The sequence below is a fragment of the Bacillus sp. AP8 genome, assembly GCF_000321185.1.
Taxonomy (GTDB): Bacteria; Bacillota; Bacilli; order Bacillales; family DSM-1321; genus Bacillus_AD; species Bacillus_AD massilioanorexius.
Genome location: NZ_CAPG01000037.1, coordinates 109,616 through 125,201 on the forward strand (window position 1 = coordinate 109,616; position 15,586 = coordinate 125,201).

Annotated in this window: 20 protein-coding genes; all 20 read right to left on the reverse strand. The window is 33.5% G+C overall.

Annotated elements, in window-relative coordinates; all coding sequences use genetic code 11:
• Position 1 precedes the first annotated feature (1 nt).
• A complete protein-coding gene (fliP, locus tag BN349_RS10655) occupies positions 2-667 on the reverse strand; it encodes a flagellar type III secretion system pore protein FliP (RefSeq protein WP_019242296.1) in 666 nt (221 codons plus the stop codon).
• Positions 660-1,349, reverse strand: coding sequence for a flagellar biosynthetic protein FliO (locus BN349_RS23815; RefSeq protein WP_019242297.1), 690 nt, complete (start codon positions 1,347-1,349; stop codon positions 660-662). The genes fliP and BN349_RS23815 overlap by 8 nt, the downstream gene beginning before the upstream one ends.
• Before the next feature lie 101 nt (positions 1,350-1,450).
• Positions 1,451-1,813 (reverse strand): response regulator, encoded by a 363-nt coding sequence (locus BN349_RS10665; RefSeq protein ID WP_019242298.1) that lies wholly within the window; start codon positions 1,811-1,813, stop codon positions 1,451-1,453.
• A gap of 20 nt (positions 1,814-1,833) precedes the next feature.
• On the reverse strand, positions 1,834-3,096 hold the full coding sequence (gene fliY, locus BN349_RS10670) for a flagellar motor switch phosphatase FliY (RefSeq protein ID WP_026089273.1): 1,263 nt from the start codon (positions 3,094-3,096) through the stop codon (positions 1,834-1,836).
• Complete coding sequence (gene fliM, locus BN349_RS10675; RefSeq protein ID WP_019242300.1) at positions 3,086-4,087, reverse strand: flagellar motor switch protein FliM; 1,002 nt, start codon at positions 4,085-4,087, stop codon at positions 3,086-3,088. Before fliM ends, fliY begins: the two co-directional genes overlap by 11 nt.
• A gap of 51 nt (positions 4,088-4,138) precedes the next feature.
• Entirely contained in the window at positions 4,139-4,576 is a 438-nt protein-coding gene (fliL, locus tag BN349_RS10680; protein WP_019242301.1) for a flagellar basal body-associated protein FliL, read from the reverse strand.
• Positions 4,563-4,787, reverse strand: a complete 225-nt coding sequence (locus BN349_RS10685; protein WP_019242302.1) for a flagellar FlbD family protein — start codon at positions 4,785-4,787, stop codon at positions 4,563-4,565. The genes fliL and BN349_RS10685 overlap by 14 nt, the downstream gene beginning before the upstream one ends.
• A gap of 48 nt (positions 4,788-4,835) precedes the next feature.
• Complete coding sequence (gene flgG, locus BN349_RS10690) at positions 4,836-5,642, reverse strand: flagellar basal body rod protein FlgG (RefSeq protein WP_019242303.1); 807 nt, start codon at positions 5,640-5,642, stop codon at positions 4,836-4,838.
• Positions 5,643-5,713: 71 nt separating this feature from the next.
• A complete protein-coding gene (locus BN349_RS10695) occupies positions 5,714-6,106 on the reverse strand; it encodes a TIGR02530 family flagellar biosynthesis protein (RefSeq protein ID WP_019242304.1) in 393 nt (130 codons plus the stop codon).
• 42 nt (positions 6,107-6,148) lie between these two features.
• Positions 6,149-6,640, reverse strand: a complete 492-nt coding sequence (flgD, locus tag BN349_RS10700; RefSeq protein WP_019242305.1) for a flagellar hook assembly protein FlgD — start codon at positions 6,638-6,640, stop codon at positions 6,149-6,151.
• 11 nt (positions 6,641-6,651) lie between these two features.
• Positions 6,652-7,956 (reverse strand): flagellar hook-length control protein FliK, encoded by a 1,305-nt coding sequence (locus tag BN349_RS24895; protein ID WP_019242306.1) that lies wholly within the window; start codon positions 7,954-7,956, stop codon positions 6,652-6,654.
• Positions 7,957-8,042: 86 nt separating this feature from the next.
• Entirely contained in the window at positions 8,043-8,666 is a 624-nt protein-coding gene (locus tag BN349_RS10710) for a MotE family protein (protein ID WP_019242307.1), read from the reverse strand.
• An 8-nt stretch (positions 8,667-8,674) separates the two neighbouring features.
• Entirely contained in the window at positions 8,675-9,118 is a 444-nt protein-coding gene (fliJ, locus tag BN349_RS10715; RefSeq protein ID WP_026089274.1) for a flagellar export protein FliJ, read from the reverse strand.
• Between the two features lie 4 nt (positions 9,119-9,122).
• Positions 9,123-10,442, reverse strand: coding sequence for a flagellar protein export ATPase FliI (gene fliI / locus BN349_RS10720; RefSeq protein ID WP_019242309.1), 1,320 nt, complete (start codon positions 10,440-10,442; stop codon positions 9,123-9,125).
• 4 nt (positions 10,443-10,446) lie between these two features.
• The gene (gene fliH, locus BN349_RS10725; protein ID WP_019242310.1) at positions 10,447-11,214 is read right to left on the reverse strand and encodes a flagellar assembly protein FliH; all 768 of its coding nucleotides are present in this window, start codon (positions 11,212-11,214) and stop codon (positions 10,447-10,449) included.
• Entirely contained in the window at positions 11,207-12,226 is a 1,020-nt protein-coding gene (fliG, locus tag BN349_RS10730; RefSeq protein WP_019242311.1) for a flagellar motor switch protein FliG, read from the reverse strand. The genes fliH and fliG overlap by 8 nt, the downstream gene beginning before the upstream one ends.
• Positions 12,227-12,238: 12 nt before the next feature.
• Positions 12,239-13,837 carry a flagellar basal-body MS-ring/collar protein FliF gene (gene fliF / locus BN349_RS10735; protein WP_019242312.1) on the reverse strand — a complete coding sequence of 533 codons (1,599 nt, stop codon included), beginning with the start codon at positions 13,835-13,837 and terminating at the stop codon, positions 12,239-12,241.
• Positions 13,838-13,915: 78 nt separating this feature from the next.
• Entirely contained in the window at positions 13,916-14,224 is a 309-nt protein-coding gene (gene fliE / locus BN349_RS10740; protein ID WP_019242313.1) for a flagellar hook-basal body complex protein FliE, read from the reverse strand.
• Between the two features lie 15 nt (positions 14,225-14,239).
• Complete coding sequence (gene flgC / locus BN349_RS10745) at positions 14,240-14,692, reverse strand: flagellar basal body rod protein FlgC (protein WP_019242314.1); 453 nt, start codon at positions 14,690-14,692, stop codon at positions 14,240-14,242.
• Between the two features lie 2 nt (positions 14,693-14,694).
• Entirely contained in the window at positions 14,695-15,087 is a 393-nt protein-coding gene (flgB, locus tag BN349_RS10750; RefSeq protein ID WP_019242315.1) for a flagellar basal body rod protein FlgB, read from the reverse strand.
• Positions 15,088-15,586: the final 499 nt, after the last annotated feature.

Below are 15,586 nucleotides of genomic sequence, written 5' to 3' on the forward strand. Positions count from 1 at the left end.
ACTAAAAACTTTGTAGTAAAGATTTTACAACTAAATACCAACCATCAACTAAAACAAATAATAATATTTTAAAAGGTAACGAAATCATAACAGGCGGCAACATCATCATCCCCATGGACATTAATACACTCGCCACAATCATATCAATCACTAGAAAAGGTATAAAAATCATAAATCCAATTTGAAAAGCTGTTTTCATTTCACTAATTGCAAAAGCTGGTACAAGTGCAGTTAATGGAATGTCTTTAATGCTCTCAGGCCTTTCCATCTCAGCATATGAAAGAAATAATTCTAAATCTTTTTGCCTTGTATGTTTACTCATAAACTCTTTAAAAGGAAGGGAACCTGCTTCATACGCTTGTTCTAAGTTTATTTCTTCTTTAAATAAAGGCGTTAGTGCCTTATCATTCACCTCTTGAAATGTCGGAGCCATTATGAAAAATGTCATAAATAATGCTATTCCTATTAATACTTGTGTGGGAGGCATCTGTTGTGTTGCTAGCGATGTTCTCACAAACCCTAAAACAATTATAATTCTAGTAAAACAAGTCATTAGGATTAGTATGCTAGGCGCTAATGATAATACTGTAAAGACTATTAACATTTTTACTGACGTCGAGACATTAGAAGGATCGCTGCTATTAAAAAACTCCATCACTTCATTCATTGTCAGATTTCACCTTCTTCTGTACTTCATCGCTCAGTTTTTTTCGACTATTAGACATTTCCTCAAGCTGCTTTTTAAAATGTGTCATAAATGTACTATTATCGCTTTGCTTTTCACCATATTTATTTAGTGTTTTAGAAAATTTAGCAGTAACTGATGTTGTTTCAGTCTGACCATTGAAACTTTCCATTAATGAAGCGATTTCATCTTCATTCTCTATTTCTCCGAGTAGTTGAACATCATCCCCAACACCAACAATATACACGGAATTACCAATCTTCACGAGCTGAATAGACTTATTGTTTCCTAAGTTTGTTCCACCTAAGTTTTTAATATAGCTTCCTTTCTGATAAGCTCTACTCTTTTTATTAATAAACTTCAGTAGAAAATATAGAAGAGCTAGAACAAAAATAAACGCAGCAATCATACGAATAAAATCCATAAATGAAAAAGTTGATGAGGTTGATTCAGTTGAAGTCAATGATGATTGCTCGTCTTGTTTTGCTTGTTTTTTCTCATCTTCTTTACTTTGTTGTTCGGTATCCTTAATTTCTTTGTTTTTATTTCCAATAACTTCATTTACCATTGCATCTGAATTTTCCGCATAACCAACACTACACAATGAAAAAATCAGAAATATAGTTAAACAACTTGCCTTACACAGCTTTGATAGTAACGTCAATAGTACCTACACCTTCTTACTGCAAAAAAATAATATTTGAAAAGTTAGCCTCTCAAAAGTGATAAAAATCACTTTTGAGTCAGCCACTTACTAAATTTCAACTAACTTAATGCTTTGTTAATAGCTTCTAAAACACGATCTGCCTGAAATGGTTTTACAATAAAGTCTCTTGCTCCAGCCTGAATAGCATCAATTACCATTGCTTGTTGACCCATAGCTGAACACATGATAATTTTTGCTGCTGGATTGATTTTTTTAATTTCCTTTAATGCCGTTATTCCATCCATTTCTGGCATAGTAATGTCCATTGTAACTAAATCAGGTTGTATTTCTTTATATTTTTCAACGGCTTGCATTCCATCTGCTGCTTCACCAACAATATCAAATCCATTTTTCGATAAAATATCCTTTATCATCATTCTCATAAATGCAGCGTCGTCTACAATTAAAATCTTATGTGCCATTAAAAACTTACCTCCAAATATTAACGTAATTTTTTCAATCGATCGCTTTGACTCAAAATATCGGTTACACGAACACCAAAGTTTTCATCAATAACAACAACTTCGCCTTTTGCAATTAAACGATTATTAACAAGAATGTCAACTGGTTCACCTGCTAATTTATCTAGTTCAATAATAGATCCACTAGCCAATTCTAAGATTTCTTTTATAGAGCGATCTGTTCTTCCTAATTCAACAGTCACTTGTAAAGGTATATCAAGTAACATATCTAAATTTTTCGCCTCTGATTCTTGTAAATGATAAGGTTCAAAGCTTGAAAAATTCGCTGGTTGAACATTAACAGACTGACTTGGCTGCGTAAATTGAGTACCAAAATATTGTGGTCCATTATTTGGTGCTTGTGTTTGCATTGGTATTGGTTGCTGTTGATACATCATTTGTTGCTGTTGTTGTAATTGTTGTTGCTGCTGTTCTATGAAACTTTCTTGTAGTGGAATATTAGCTTGTCCGAAACCACTTTCATAATCATTCGTTTGAACGGAACGATCTTGAACTACATCAACTGTTTTCTTCTCTTCAATTTTTGAGTCAGAAGTTGATGCATTCATCAGCTCGTTAACTAGTTCCTTCGAAAACTTAACTGGTAGAAGTTGCATAATATTTGAATCAATTAAGTTTCCAATTTTCAATCGAAAAGATATTTTCACCAAATAATTATCAGGTGGAATGACTTCTTCTCCTTCTCCTGTTTGTATATTTAATAAATCAATGCTAGGAGGAGAAATATCTACCTTTTTTCTAAATACAGTTGACATTGATGTAGCCGCAGACCCCATCATTTGATTCATTGCTTCCTGTACAGCACTTAATTGAATATCACCTAATAATTCTGGAGGATTCAACCCATCGCCACCAAGCATTAAATCTGCGATAATAGCTGCATCAGTTTGTTTAATAACTAGTAAATTCACTCCAGAGAAGCCATCTGTATATGTTACTTGGATAGCTACATATGGATGTGAAAATTCACGTTGAAGATCCTCACGATCCACTAAAGATAATGTAGGTGTCGTAATTTCGACTTTTTGACTTAATAAAGTCGACAAAGCCGTTGCTGAACTTCCAAAAGAAATATTGCCAATTTCCCCTAAAGTATCTTGTTCCATAATACTTAAATAATCATCAATAAGAGGAGGGGTGTCTACTCCATGGTCATCATCTTCATCTGTACCTTTTAATAATGCGTCAATTTCATCTTGAGATAACATATCTTCACTTATCATCATTCTCTTCTCCCCCCTTAACAGTATCTAAAATTTGAATGGCCATTTTTTTACCAACCTTACCAGGTTGACCAACAAATTTAGGAATATCTCCTACTTTTATTGTAAAAGGCTGATTCAAATGAGTATTCAATTCTATAACATCGCCTAAATCTAATGATAGAAAATCTTGAATGGATATTTCTGTAGAGCCTAATTCGGCTACCATTGGAATACTTGCACTTTTCACTCTTTGTTCTAATAACACTATTTCTTGCTGTGATCTTTCTTTTTTGATTGTTTGCATCCATAAATGGACAGAAAGCTTAGGAATAATAGGTTCTAAAACGACATGCGGTATGCATATATTCATCATTCCAGATGCTTCACCAATTTGCGTGTTAAAAGATATGACAATAACCGTTTCATTTGGAGATGCCATTTGTAAAAATTGTGGATTAACTTCAAATTCCGTTAATGTTGGTTCTATTTCTGCTATAGTAGACCATGCTTCTTGCAAATTTTCAAAGCTTCGTTCAAACAAATTAGACATAATTTTCGTTTCAATTTCCGTTAAACTATCAACCTTATTTACACTAGCTCCCCTACCTCCCAACACACGATCCATCATCGCATAAGCAATATTAGGGTTAACTTCCATGACAATTCTACCATCTAACGGTGGGACTTCGAATACGTTCAAAATTGTCATTTTCGGTATAGATCGGATAAATTCTTCATAAGGTATTTGATCAACGGATGCAACTGAAATTTGTACATAAGTTCGAAGTTGGGCAGAAAAAAATGTCGTTAATAAACGAGCAAAATTTTCATGAATTCGCGTTAAACTTCTAATTTGATCTTTTGAAAAACGCAAAGCTCTTTTAAAATCATAAACTTTAACTCTCTTCTCTGTATCTTCTTTCTTTAATTCATCTGCATCCATTTCACCTGTCGATAAAGCTGACAGTAAAGCATCAATTTCATTTTGTGATAAAATTTCACCAGACAAGCATAGTCACCCCCATTTATCACTTATATATAGTTAGCACTGCAAATTACTCTATTGGATAATACTGGAGGTAATATATACCTTTTCTATTTTTCCGTCTTGCATAATGCTGTTAAATCTTGATTTTAGTTTTCCTTGCAATTTTTCTTGTCCTTGTTTTCCTTGAATTTGTTCAGCTTTAAGTTCTGAAAGCTCCGAGATAATAATATTATTTACTTGAAAATTTCTCTTTTCTAATTCTTTTTTAGCTGAGTTACTATCTGTTTGAATCATAAAAGCTATTTTTATGAATCCGTCATCAGCAAGATTTGTTGTAATTTCAGGTACTTCCACAGAAGCTTTAATAATGTGATCAATTGAATTATCATTACTATTACTAAAAGCAAAACTACCATCAGATTTTAACACAATAACTAAGGCAATGACTCCCACTAAAGTGATTGACACTAACATAATAAGCATTATGCTTAATAACTTATTCTTCTTCATCTAATCCCACCACCATTTCCTCGCGACTAAGTATCCTAATAGATTTATAATAAGTATGTATTGCTTGCAAGATTTCTTTCTGTGACTCACGAACGATATATTTTTTACCGTTTGTCAGTGTGATTGTTGTATCCGGATTACTTTCCACTAATTCAATATATAAAGCATTAATACAATAACTTTTTCCATTTAATCGAGTTACTTCTATCATAAGATGGAGAGCTGAGAAAAGGATTCCCAGCTCCTCCCCTCCCTTATCTTATCTTTTTAAATTAACTAGTTCTTGCAAGATTTCATCAGATGTTGTAATAATACGAGTATTTGCTTGAAATCCACGTTGTGCAACAATCATCTCTGTAAATTCTTCCGATAAATCAACGTTGGACATTTCCAGCATAGATGATTCGATAGTTCCTAGACTTGCTCTAGCTTCCTCAGAAACATCTGCTTCTCCTGAATTGGTTGTACTCTTATATAAGTTATTGCCTACTTTTTGAAGCCCACCAGTATTTGCAAATTTAGCTAGCCCAATTTTTTGGTCAGTGTTTAAAGTTACTCCGTCTTCTTCTAAATAAGTTACAGTTCCATCTGTACCTATAGAAAGATCTTTAGCTGTTATTGGTATATTAATCTTATTAAAATCCGAAGTTAATACATATAATCCATCAGCTGTTACCAAGTCACCATTATTATCTAAATAAAAATTACCTGCACGAGTATAACTAGCATTATCTCCACCTTCAGCCCCAACAATAAAGTATCCATCTCCCGAAATTGCTAAATCTAGCGTTCTCCCAGTAGATTGTAAGTTACCACCTGTATGGACTGTGTCAATGGCAGATAATTGAGAACCTAATCCAACTTGTTTTGGATTGACGCCTCCACGAGATCCATCATCTCTTGGCCCTGTAGCTCCGCTCATATTTTGACTAATCATGTCCTTAAATACAACACGTCCTTTCTTAAAACCAAAAGTATTAACATTAGCAATATTATTACCTATTACATCTAATTTAGTTTGAAAGTTTCTTAATCCACTAATTCCAGAGTACATCGAACGTAGCATAATTTATCTCCTTTCATTATGGAACGCCTCAATCATTCGGCGCTCCAAGGCCTCCTATAAAGGTCCAGCCTTTAATCTATTAATATTGTTCCATTGATATTGGTAAATATTTGTTTTGATGCTTCATGCCTATCCATTGCCGTCACTACTACATTATTTTTAGCACTAACAATTAAAGCTGATTGGTCCGTTAGTACAAGAGCATCCTTGACACCCATTTGCTTTGCTTCACATACCTTATTTTCAATCTTTGACCAAGTGTCTGATGGAATATCTATCCCTCGTTGCATTAGGCGCATTTGCGCATGCTTACTTAATACTAAAGATGAATTTGTTTGTTGAATACTTTCTTGTAAAGCTGAAGCAAATTTCCCTTTAACAGACGAACTAATATTACTAGTCGTACTACCAGTAGCTTTTGGTAATATAGGAGCGGTGTGAAATGTATGAAAATTGGTTTTCATCAAATATCACTCCTTTAGTACTTTAATACTTCATCGAACATCTCATTTATTATCAACTTCATCTTTTGTACCTGGAAGGGATACTTCAGATATATTCCCAGGTTCAAGCTTTGTACCATCCTCTAGAATAAAAATAGCTGTGCCATCTTTAAATTGAACGGTTTTAATGATACCCGTACCTTCTTCAATAACTTTGTTTCCTTCATCATCAACTTTATCTGTAACTCTATGCCAAGTTACCTCCTTACCAACAAATTCACTATATGCGATTAATTGATTCTGCTGTTGTACTAACGCCAAGCGATCAAAGGATGCTGCCATATTAGTCATTTGCTCTAATGAAGAAAACTGTGCCATTTGTGCAATAAAATCTTTATCTTCCATAGGATTCATTGGATCTTGATTTTGTAACTGAGTCATTAATATTTTTAAAAACGCATCCTTACCTAAATAATCTCCATTTGAAGTTCGTTTTTGGGTTTGATTATTAGCTAAATACAAATTTGGATCAAGACTCGCACCAGTTGTTGCCATAAAAAATTCACCTACACTTCCGCTTCAATAATCGCTTGTTCAAATTGATCTAGAAAATCTTTTGCTTCATCTTCTTCCAACTTTGCTTCTTGTTGCTGCTGTTGATTCGATTGCTGACCTGATTCTCGTTGCAACTGTCTTTCTTGTGGCATGTTTTGAAATTGTTGTGATATCTCTAACTTATCAACTGTTAGATTTTGATTGGCAAAGGCTTGTCTAAGTCCTTGCATTTGAGTCTCTAATAACTCTTTTGCTTTACTGTTAGATGCAACAATTTTCGCAAACATAACCCCATCGCGCTGAATAAGTTCAATCCGCAAAGATCCTAAATGCTCTGGATTTAATTTAACAAATAACTTCTGTACACCATTCGCATTGGTCAATTGAGCTTTGCTTAATATACTTTCGAAGGATTTAATCAATTGTTCTTGATTAACCCCTCCTTTAGAAGTAGACCCTTGCAAAGTTAATACAAATTGCTCCAACTTAGACATGTTCATAAATGGATTACTAGAAACAGATGATTCCCCTAGAGTACTCATCCCCTTAACATTTTGATGATCCCCGTTTGTATTTGTAGAACTTGCATAGGAATTTGTCCTTGCATTTTGCGAAGATTGCTGTTGGGCTCCTAATTGTCGAGAAAGAATTTGCTCCATTGATATTTTTTCTTTTGAACTTGTAGATAAAAGGCTATTTAATTTATTGACTATTTTTTCTATCGATTGCTTTAATGAATCTAACTTTTGAAGTTGTTCATCTGTTAAATCTAATTGATTTTTCATCAATAAATGGATCTTTCCTAATAGTAAAATAGAATCTGAATTATTAAATTGAAATTTAGCTAGATTTGGATCCTGACTCATTTTTTGAATAAGAACATCTAATTTTTGCAAAAAGTCTGGATTTTCAATCACCTCATTCGGAACTTGATAAATAGCTAATAAGGAAGCAACCATATCCTCAATGCTTGTTAAATCCTTATTTCCGTTCAGTTTATCACTCAATTCCGTTAATATTTGTTTCAGCAATGGATGATCCTGTAGAGATTCAGTACTAACAAGCATTTCATCTGCTAACTTTTGTCCCTCTTCTAAGTCCGAAATATCATCCAAATTAAAAAATTCCAATAGTTTCGCTATTTTTTGACTTTGTTCATCACTTAAATTCAAAGAAGTATCAACAGGCTCTTTTGATTGTGTTATTGAATTAGATAAGATACTCCCAAATAGAGCATTAGATTTTGTATTACCAACTTCACTGGTTCTCACTTGTCCTGTTCCAGATTGAGCTCCTGCTAACATCATCACATTCATTAATTTTTCACCTCCTTTCAAATAAACATTTCATATCAATATAATTGTACTTAAAACAAAATCATCTAATGTTTCATTTAAATTCATCAAGGCTGTGTACTAGTCGCTTTACTTTCTACTGTTAACTTTTTTGTTAATCTAGCCGCATCCGCTGTTTCCATTTTTTCCAAAATTGCAGCTAATGTATCAGCTTTCACATTCGCTAGTATTTTAACAGCCTCTTCATCCTTTAAAGAAGCAAGGATAGGTGCTGCTTTCTTAGGTGACATTGTTTCATATGTTCGAATAATATCTTTTAAAGTTCGTTTATCATCATTTTGAACAGCTTGTAACTCTTTTATTTGTTCTTCTAATCGCTGCTTCTCGATGTCATTTTTTTGTTTTTCCTTATCACGAGTTTCGATAATTCCTTCTAACTTAGCAACTTGAGCCTCATTATCCTTCAGTTCACCTTCTAAATCGATGATTCTAGCCTGTAAATCCTTGTTAGCTGACTCATTATCATCTTTAAAGAAGCTAGAGATCACTGGTATTTTACTCCCAACTTCTTTAGACCATTGAAATACATTTACTCCTGCAACTGTAGATATAATTAACGCTATCAAAACCGTAAAAAACACTGGAATAACCATTGCAAATAAAAACCATTGAAATTTGTTGTATGGCTTTTCTTCCATTTGATTGTCTATATCTTTTAACTTTTTCCCCATACAATCACCTAGTTTTCTTTACTCAAAAAGGACTGGATTGAAATATCATCCATTTGATTATTTTCATGTACTTTCATTAATTGAACGTGCTTTTCATAATCTTTTTCTTTTATTTTTTCAAACTTTTTAACTTCCATATTTTTTTCTATTAAAATATTTTGTAATGCATTCATTCTTTCACGAGCTTGAATAACATCTTTTTGACATTGAGTAATCATTTTCTCTAAACTATCCATAAATGATTGATGATGTCTTAAATCTAGGACTGATAGTCCTTCTGCTAATTTTTCTTGTTGAAAGCTCTGTAATGTCTCTTTTTTCTTTAACAGCTTATATAACTTTTCAGCCACTTGTTCAAAATTTTTTACGGCTCTATTATATTTCGAATGAATATCTTGTTTTTCTTTTTCACGGATCGTTAGTATTTTTTCAAACTTAAAGTGATAGTTCATCATACTATTCATCACTTCCTATTAAACTAATTAAACGTTCTACACCATCTTCCATACTTACCGCCTCGTCAGTAGCTTGCTTTAAAAATGAAATCATTTCAGGATGTTTTTGAATGGCTTCATCAATTTCTTTAGAAGTACCACGCTTATATGCACCGATATTAATAAGATCTTCATTATCTATGTATTTAGCTAGCATTTCACGAAATTTTTCAGCACTCTTCACATGTTCTTTTGGTACAATATGATTCATCAATCGAGAGATGCTTTTTAACACATTGACTGCTGGATACTGCCCTTTATTTGCAAGACTACGATCCATTACGAAATGTCCATCTAAAATCCCACGTACAGTATCAGCAATCGGTTCATTCATATCATCGCCGTCAACAAGAACGGTGTAAAATGCTGTTATAGTGCCCAAATTATTCGTTCCGGTTCTTTCTAGAAGTTTAGGTAAGGTCGCAAATACAGAAGGTGTATATCCTTTAGTTGTAGGCGGTTCACCAACAGCTAATCCAATTTCTCTTTGCGCCATCGCAACCCTTGTGACCGAATCCATCATCAACATGACATTCATGCCTTTATCACGAAAGTATTCAGCAATAGCTGTTGCTGTATACGCTCCTTTTATTCTCATCAGCGCAGGTTGATCAGAAGTCGCGACAACAACTATAGATCGTGCTAGCCCTTCTGGACCTAAATCTCTTTCAATAAATTCCCGCACTTCTCTCCCTCGTTCGCCAATAAGACCAATCACGTTAATTTCTGCTGTCGTGTTTCGGGCAATCATTCCAAGAAGTGTACTCTTCCCTACTCCACTTCCTGCAAAAATTCCTACCCTTTGGCCTTTTCCAACTGTTAATAAACTATCTATCAGTCTTACACCAACTTCAATACTTTCATCAATAGGTGGTCTTTGCATAGGATTAGGAGGAACTCGTTCGGTTCCAACTGTTGCTAATCCTTTTGGCAAACTAGAACCATCTAAAGGAAAACCTAAAGGGTCTACCACACTCCCAATCAACGCTGACCCAACCTTAATTTCTAAAGGGCGCATTGTTGCTTCTACAATACATCCTGATGATATTTCATTTACTTCTGTATAAGGCATTAAAATAACATTTTCATCTTTAAAACCAACCACTTCCGCGCGAATCATTTTCTTTTGATTTTTTATCCCGACATGTATATAACAAACATCACCAATAGAGCTTTCAGGTCCTTGAGATTCTATCATTAGTCCTACCACTCTTTTTACCCGTCCATATCTTTTAAAAATGTCTAAATCGTTAATTAAAGGTAATAATTGGTCTGCTTTCAATGAATTATTCCCCTTCCAGTAACTCAAACAATTTTTCTTTGACTTCATACAGTTGACTATCTATGCTAGCGTCAATTCTTCCACTTGGTGTTTCAATCATACAACTAGTTGGAGTTAAGTTATCATCTGGAAAGATAAAAAACTCTGTTTCTTTTGGAAAAATACTTAACAGCTCTTCTTTATAAGAAAGGACAGTTTCATATTGAGTCGGATGGACTCTTAATTGCACTTCTTGATATTCTCTTGCTTCTTTAATTGCGCCTTTAACCAATTGGACAAAAGCTTCATTATTAGACTCTAATTCTTGATTGATAATTTTCTCTGAAACTCGTAAAGCCAACTCTAAAATGGTATGTTCTGATGACTGAATATAATGTTGATAATCTTTTTTTGCTAGCTCTACAACTTGTTTTGCCATTTCTAGTTTTTCTTGTTGTTCATCGTAGCCTTGTTTCTTACCAACATTAAATCCTTCATCATAGCCGATTTGCTTTGCTTCCTCTTCAGCCTTAATTCTTTCTACTTCAAACCATTGATTTTTAGCTACTTCTACCTGTTGCATAATTGCTTCTGCATTATTACGCGCATTAATAATAATAATCTCCGCTTCGGATTGAGCCTTTTGATATATTGCTTCAATTTCTTCATAACTTGGTACAGTCTCTTGCACTTCTTCAGACTGAGAATCTATTTTTTTTAAAGGGATGATATGTATTGTTTTTTTACTAGTTTTCTCGCTATTAGTCCATGAAGACTTAATAATTCTAGACAATAATATCATCTCCTCCACCACGTGCTACCACGATTTCACCAAGCTCTTCTAGTCTTCTAATAACTGCTACAATTCTTGATTGTGCTTCTTCTACATCGCGTAAACGTACTGGACCCATATATTCCATTTCCTCCATGAATGTATCGACCATTCGTTTGGACATATTTTTAAAGACAATCGTTTTAACTTCTTCACTAGCAACTTTAAGAGCCAATCTAAGATCTTCATTATCTGAGTCACGAATAACTCTTTGGATAGCTCTACCATCAAGAGTAACGATATCCTCAAAGACAAACATTCTCTTTTTAATTTCTTCTGCTAGCTCAGGATCTTGAATTTCTAATGCATCCAGTATTGTTCTTTCTGTTGATCGGTCAACACCATTTAACACATCAACCACTGCTTCTATTCCACCCGTTAATGTATAATCTTGCGTTACTGTTGCTGACAGCTTTCTTTCAAGTATTTGTTCGACCTCGTTAATGATTTCTGGAGATGTACTATCCATTATCGCAATTCTTCGTGCAATATCTGCTTGTACCTCCTGTGGTAATTCAGATAATATTTGACCTGCTTGAGATGGCTCCAAATATGACAATATTAAAGCAATCGTTTGCGGATGTTCATTTTGAATAAAATTCAAAATTTGAGCTGGATCCGCTTTTCGGGCAAAATCAAATGGCCTTACCTGCAGTGAAGATGTCAAGCGATTAATAATAATTGAAGCCTGCTCTGCACCAAGGGCTTTTTCTAATACTTCCTTCGCATACCCTATACCGCCTTGTGTTATATAGTCTTGAGCTAATGCAATGTTATGAAATTCTTCTAATATACCTTCTTTTTCAGCAGCATCTACTTTTCTGACACTTGAGATTTCTAAGGTAAGCCTTTCTATCTCTTCTTCAGATAAATGCTTATATACTGATGCTGATACATCCGGACCTAAGGAAATGAGTAGGATGGCTGCTTTTTGTCTCCCTGTAAGTCCACCTTTGTTCTCTCTTTTTGACAACACCATTTCCTCCTAGTCTTCTGATAACCACGTTCTGAGTAACTTAGCAAACTCATCTGGTTTTTCTTTAGCTAATTTTTCAAGTTGTTTTCTTTTTAATGTGCCTTCTGTTTCTTGTTCGTCATTGACATCTGGTACGTCAAAATCAATTGACTCTTTAAACTCCATTTCCTCTACTTCTTCATTTCGACGCTTTCTTGCTCGGATGAGAAGAATTATCACAACAATTAATAGTAGGAGTAATACTGCACCAATGATATATACCCAAACTGGTATAGATATTTTTTCATTATCAGCAAAATCCACTTTACCATTAAACTTCTGAACTGAAACCGCAATTTTACTTTGAATATCTTCATCAGTTAATTGTTCTGGTACAGAGTCCTTGTTAATAGTAGTTCTTACGATTGTTCCTAATATTTTTGTAATATCATCCATTCTTTCTTGCGGTAATGAATTCGGATCATCAGCTGTTGGTGGTTCGACCATTACTTGAATTCCTAGGTCGCGAACCTTATATGGGCTTTCAACGATTTCTTTACGAATTCTATTCACTTCATTATTAATTGTTTCTTCTACTTTTTCATAATCTCCATTACCATTAGAACCTTCTAAATATTGAGTACCTAATGAATCTGATGGATCTTCTGCTTCAGGAACTCCACCTACTGCATCTCCATTTCCTGTGAACGTTTCAGTCAATTTCTGCGCACTAATTGCAATTCCTTCCATATTCTCTTCATCAACTGGTGTTACTAATTTTTCCTCACGATTCTCTTGAGAAAAATCGATATCTGTAGTTACAGAAACAGCAACTTTATCTCTCCCCATTATCGTTCCAAGCATCGATTGAACCTGTCTTTGTATATCACGTTCGATTTCTTTTTTTATAGCAAATTGATCAGAAATAGATGTACCATTTTTCAATGTATCTCCATTTTCTAGATCAAAATACTCAAAATACTGATTCATGATTACGATATTTTCTGTTGGAAGATTAGGTAAGCTTTTCGATACTAAGTGATAGAGTGCTTTTATTTGTTCATCTTTAAATTTATAGCCAGGCTTCGTATCCAAAACAATTGACGCAGAAGCTTGTTCATCATTTTGACTTACAAAGACACCTTTTTCAGGTAATGAAATCATTACCTTCGCATCATTAACCCCTTCAATTCCTTTTATTAAATTAGCTAACTCCGTTTGCATAGAATCTAACTTCATAACGTTAAATTCATTATCAGTCATACCGATTCCAGCATTTTTACTAAAAAATGAATAGTCTATATTTCCGGATTCAGGGATCCCCTCGGCTGCTAATTCTACTAATAATGTATCTACTTTTTCTTTAGGTACAAGAATCGTTTTCCCAGCATCTGTGATTTCATAGGTTATTTTTCTTCCCTCTAAATTTTCTTTAATTGTCCCAATTTCAGATGGTGATAAATCTGAATATAACGGAACTAAATTAGGTCTTGTCGCAAACCATGAGGTAGCAGCAATTAAAACAATTGTCAAAACTGTCGACCCAATCATTATAAACTGTTGTTTTTTAGTCCTAGAAGACCAAAAATCCACTGTCTTATTCTTGATATTTACCAATTTTTCATTCATCATGATCCCCCGGACATTTCGTTTTCGTATGTAGGCTTTTGGATTATTCCAATTGTTTTTTTAGGAAAAGATGAATGTTTACACTTGCATTCTCATAATTTCTTGATATGCTTCTACAGCTTTGTTTCGTACTTCCATAGTTGTCTGTAGCATTATACTTGCTTTTTGAGCCGTTATTAACACGTTATGTAAATCTACATTTTCTCCCCTTGCCATCTTCTCTGTTAAATTATCTGATTGAATTTGAGCAGCATTTACATTTTCAATCGACTCTTTTAAAAATGTGCTGAATTTTTTTTGTGATTCAGCTGGTGATGCCGAAACCCGATTATCAGACGAATAATTTATTCCTCCTAAGCTACTAGGAGTTAAATTTATTGGATTCATATTTCATTCCCCTACCTATTTCCCAATTTCAAGTGCTTTCATCATCATGCTTTTTTCAGCATTAAATACTGTTACATTCGCTTCATAAGATCTTGTTGCACTCATATAATCAACCGTTTCTCTAAGTGGGTCAACATTAGGCATTGCGACATAACCGTCATCATTCGCATCAACATGATCAGGATCATACACTAATTCAAATGGCGTTTTATCTTGTACAATTTTTGAAACCTTAACTCCTTCACTAGCTGAACTACTCTTGCCCATCGCGGTGTTCAAGAAGCTTGTAAATCCTGAATTTTTCGGCTGCATAACAACCATCTTTCTTTGATAAGGCACCCATTCACCGTTTACATATTTTCCTCTAGTCGTATCAACATTTGCCATATTAGATGATATAACATCCATTCGTAACCTTTGCGCAGTAAGTGCAGAGGCGGTATTATTCATACTTTGAAACATAGTCATTTTTACTTACCTCCTCGAATTACATTTTCAAGTGATTTGAATTTGCTATTGATTCTATCCGTTACTGCGTTGTAATATATTTGATTCGTTGCCAAATCGCTCATTTCTTTATCCACATCTACACTATTACCATTATGATTATACGAAACGTTATTTTTCACATAAACACTAGTTCCATTTTTCTGTGAATTAAATTCATAATGTCTTTGGTCCGTTCTATAAGCAGATATTGAACTTTGCAATTCTCCTTCGAACACTTGCTTAAAGTTGACATCTTTTGCTTTATAGTTTGGCGTATCACTATTTGCAATATTGTCAGATATCACTTTTTGTTTTGTTGAGGAATAATTTAAGGCACTTTCTAATGTCGAAATCGCACCTGAGAAAAAGGACATGATTCTTCACCCCTATAAATTTTGCTGTTTTGTCGAAATACCAACTATTTTGCTTTTAATAATATGTATGACTATAACTGCTTTTTGACTATTTAATCATTTGTAAATAGTATAAATTCACCTATTTACAATAAGAAAATAACCTTATTTATGTAATTATAAAAAATGTATAAAAATAACGAATTCCCACAAAACATGTCGATAAGTACATAATAATGAAAATTTATAAAAAAATCGGCATACTAAATACCTATTTTATTATATTATATTCAATACCATCTTTAAAGAAAAAACAGTAATATTCTAACTAAACAGTTTTTTGCCTAAAAAAACAGTAAAATAGCCTATATTTTACACTATTTTCATAATAAATATAATGTTTGTTACATAAAAAAATATATTCTAACAAAATATAACAATAGGTAAAAAGAATCGTTTTTTGGTAATTTTTTTATCATTTTTTAAAATTTTTATAATTATGATATATGTATCTTTAATC